The organism is Streptomyces sp. NPDC033845, from assembly GCF_055576225.1.
Genome location: NZ_JBVIRI010000068.1, coordinates 1 through 3,534, shown reverse-complemented (window position 1 = coordinate 3,534; position 3,534 = coordinate 1). Strand labels below are relative to the sequence as shown.

Sequence of the window (3,534 nt, the reverse complement as noted above, 5' to 3'; positions counted from 1 at the left end):
TGGTCAAGGAGTACAAGGCCGAGCTGATGCACCCGTACTACGCGGCCGAACGCGGCCTCGTCGACGACGTCATCGACCCCGCCGAAACCCGCGAGACGCTGATCAGCGCCCTGGTCATGCTCCGCAACAAGCACGCCGACCTGCCGTCGCGCAAGCACGGCAACCCGCCGCAGTAAGAGGAGAAGCCACCGATGAGCACCGACATGCTGCTGCGCGTCGAGAAGGGCCACGCCGCCCCCGAGGAGCTGGCCGCGATCACCGCGATCCTGCTCGCCCGCGCCGCCGCCACCCCGTCCATCCCGGCCCCCGCCGACCGCTCCACCGCCGGCTGGCGCCGCCTGGAGCGCACCCCCGGCTTCCGGGGCCCCCGCAGCTGGCAGGGCTGACCCCCGACCGCGCCACCTACGACGACGGCCGCTCAGGCGAACCGCACGACGATGCCCTCGGGCACCGACCGCGGGTTCGCCGGGCGGCCGTTCGGCGTGACGGCCTTAGACAGCACGACCTTACGGAGCGCCGGGAACGCGGCCAGGCACCCCAAGTCCTCCGGGACCACCGAATCCATCAGCGAGAGCCTGGTCAACTGCGGCGCTCCGACCTCGATCTTCGACAGCCAGTCGTGGGCGTCGAAGCTGCTGAGCAGGCACGTGCTCAGCGAGGACAGGCCGGACAGGTCCGAGGGGCCCAGCAGCCTCGACCTCGATACGTCGTGGCCTGCCGCGATCAGGAGTTGCAGCCGTCCGAGCCCGTCGAGGACCGAGAGGTCCACGTCGTAGGCGTTCATGAGGAGCAGCGACTCCAGTGCGGCGTGGCCGGCCAGCGGGCCGAGGTTCGCGGACCAGGTCTGGAAGAAGACGAGGTCCGAGAGCCCTGTCATTCCCTCCAGCACGCCGGTGCCCTGCGGGAGCGGACAGGCCACGTTCAGCCGGCGAAGCCTGGGGAGCGTGGGGAGCACCGCCGCCTGGGCGACATGGGTGAGAGGCACGGGCACCTCTGCCAGTGGCAGTTTCCCCAGCACGCGCTCCGCGTAGGCGTCGAGCGGGAAGTACTCCCATGCCGAGCTCAGCGCGATGCCCACGTTGCACCGACTGTCGACGGCCCAGCCTTCCATCAGGGAGAGCGCCCGGTCTCCTCCGATCAATGACACGGTCCGCACCAGGCTCTTGGCGGCGGCCTCGGACATCCCCTCAAGAGTCGTCGGCATCCGCCGCAGCAGGGGCTGGCCCGCCGCCGCCAGCGAATCCGCCTCTCCGACCCGCCGCGGCGGGATCAGCGCGTCCATCGCCGCGTCGAGGGGTTCCGCGATCGTCTCCGGGACCGAGGACATCGTCTCCAGACAGGACACGGCCAGCAGCCGGAGCCTGCGCCGGTGGCGCGGCTCGGCCTCGGCGCGGGCCAGCAGGCCGGTGATCAGCTCCTTGCGCTGGGTCCGCGTGGCATGCCCGGCCGCCAGCACGATGGTGTCCCGCCAGAGGTCCAGATGGGCACGCTCGACCAGATTGCCGATGTTGTCCTCCGCCGCGGCGTCGGCGGCGGCCAGGTATTCCTGGAAGCTGCGGTGCAGGAAGTCCACCCGGTCCTCGGCCGGCTTGCGCAGCAGCCCCGAGCGGGTCAGCAGATGGTCGAGCACCGCCTCGGGGGGCACCTCGTCGAGATGCCGCATCGAGGACAGGGCCCGCCGGGTGTACTCCAGTGCCTGGGCCTCGGAGATCTCGCTCCGGTTGTTGTCGGAGAGCCGCCAGGCCAGGTCCTTGAGGATGTGCGTCTTGTCGGTGAGGGAGAGCGGCAGACCGAGCGCGCTCGGCACGTTCCGCTCGGCGTCCCGTCGCTGGAGCAGGATCTCCAGCGCCAGCCGGTAGAGCTCCATCCGGTCGCGTGGGAGCTGCCGCCGCCGGTTCAGGTGCAGGGCGCACAGCAGCGCCGCCAGCAGGGGGCTGGACGCCAGGGACTGGAGGTGCGGCCGGTCCTGGAGGCTGGTGAGCAGGGTGCGCTCGTACTCGGTGAGGTCCTCGTCCTGGCCGAGGACGGCCTGGTGCCACTTCCGGACGAAGACCACCACGTCGGCCGGGCGCATCCGGTCCAGCAGCACCGGCTCGAAGCCCTCGTGGCGCAGCCAGTCGGCCCGCGCCGCGGCCGGCCGGGAGGTCACCACGATCCGGTTGCCGGGGTAGGCCCTCAGCAGGTTCCCCAGCCACTCCCGGACCGATCGCCGCTCACCCGACGGAAGTTCGTCGAGGCCGTCCAGGAGCAGCAGCACTTGGCCGTCGCGGAGTCGCCGGTCCATCCACGCCTTCGGCATGTGGCCGGTGAGGGGGCCCGCGGTGTGGTCCAGCAGGGCCTCCGGCACCGGGAGATCGCGGCCGGCGTGCCGACGGAGCTTCACCAGGGCGGGCACCAGACCGTTCCAGTGGGCGAGTTCGCCGCTGAAGGCGCCCCGGGCCGCCGTCACCGCCAGCCACTGGAGCAGGGTGGTCTTCCCGGAACCGGCCTCTCCGCGGAGCAGCACCCGGTCGGTGTCCTTGAGCGCCGTCTCCACCCGGACACCGTGCCCGGTCTCCTCGGCGAGCCAGTCGCCGGAACGGGGGCGCGGGAGGACCCCGGTGCCCCGGTCCCGGGTCCGGCCCTCCTTGCACGTGCGCAGACTGACGTACGCCACCGACAGCTTCGTACGGGCCGCCCGCTCGGAGGCGAAGCTGAAGAGCTCGACCTCGTCGAGGGAGCGGCTGACGTAGTCCAGGTACTCGCGGCGGAAGGCCTCGTCCTGCCCGTCGCCCCGGGGCGCGTACAGCTGGGGGGCGGGCAGCCGCTCCAGGAGCAGGGAGACCTCGGTGCCCAGGGAGGTGCTGCGGGCGAGGAGTTCGACCACCGCCCGCTCGGTGAAGACGGGCAGTCGGCGCAGCAGCCGCACGTAGCATTCGCAGGTCTGGGCGAAGAGCATGTCGTGGAAGGCCGCCGTGGCCTCGTCGAACCCGGCGGGCACCGGCGCCCCGGCGCGGATCCGGCGGGAGAGCTCGGCCGGGTCGGCGTCCGAGCCGATGACGGCCGCGTCGGAGAGGTCGGCGCGGGCGAACGTGTCGGCCACGGCGTCCACGGCGGCCTGCCGGTCCGCTGCGGACAGCCCCCGGAACTCGTGCTCCAGCAGGGGCTGCACCCGGTCGGCGACAGCATCGGCGATCTGCTCGAACTGTCGGGTCAGGTCCCGCTGGGCCCGCAGCCCCGGGACGCGCACCCGGATCAGATCGGAGAGCTCGGAGCGGCTCTCCTGGTCCCGCCGGCGCGGCCCCAGCCACAACCCGGCCGCCCGGGTCGCCAGCACCCGCCCCAGGTTGATCGCCGCGACTTCCGCGCTCATGCCCCACCCCCGCCCGTCAGAATGACAGAACGCCGGGACCCCCGCAGAGGGTTCCCGGCGTTCCGTACGGGTGGGTGACGGCTACCGCAGTCGTGCCATGAGGGCGTGTTCGACGAGGGTGATGAGGGCGCTCTTGGCGTCGGCGCGGTGGCGTGCGTCGGTGGTGATGATGGGTGCGTCGG

The 3,534-nt window shown here is 72.3% G+C and carries 3 protein-coding genes and 1 pseudogene; 2 read left to right on the top strand and 2 right to left on the bottom strand.

Annotated features, from left to right (window positions below):
• Nucleotides 1–176, top strand: a 176-nt coding sequence (locus ACZ50K_RS37760; protein ID WP_468911995.1) for a carboxyl transferase domain-containing protein, incomplete at its 5' end; no start/stop codon positions are given.
• A 15-nt stretch (nt 177–191) separates the two neighbouring features.
• Nucleotides 192–386 carry an acyl-CoA carboxylase subunit epsilon gene (locus tag ACZ50K_RS37755; RefSeq protein ID WP_468911993.1) on the top strand — a complete coding sequence of 65 codons (195 nt, stop codon included), beginning with the start codon at nt 192–194 and terminating at the stop codon, nt 384–386.
• A 32-nt stretch (nt 387–418) separates the two neighbouring features.
• On the opposite strand, the gene ACZ50K_RS37750 is transcribed toward ACZ50K_RS37755, so the two are convergent.
• Both ACZ50K_RS37750 and ACZ50K_RS37745 read right to left on the bottom strand, forming a co-directional pair.
• Entirely contained in the window at nt 419–3,352 is a 2,934-nt protein-coding gene (locus tag ACZ50K_RS37750; RefSeq protein ID WP_468911990.1) for an NACHT domain-containing protein, read from the bottom strand.
• Nucleotides 3,353–3,433: 81 nt separating this feature from the next.
• Nucleotides 3,434–3,534, bottom strand: a pseudogene (locus ACZ50K_RS37745) (ATP-binding protein); the annotation flags it as partial.

Coding starts and splice junctions, on each gene's coding strand:
- ACZ50K_RS37755 (WP_468911993.1), top strand. CDS start 192: ATGAGCACCGACATGCTGCTGCGCGTCGAGAAGGGCCACGCCGCCCCC.
- ACZ50K_RS37750 (WP_468911990.1), bottom strand. CDS start 3,352: ATGAGCGCGGAAGTCGCGGCGATCAACCTGGGGCGGGTGCTGGCGACC.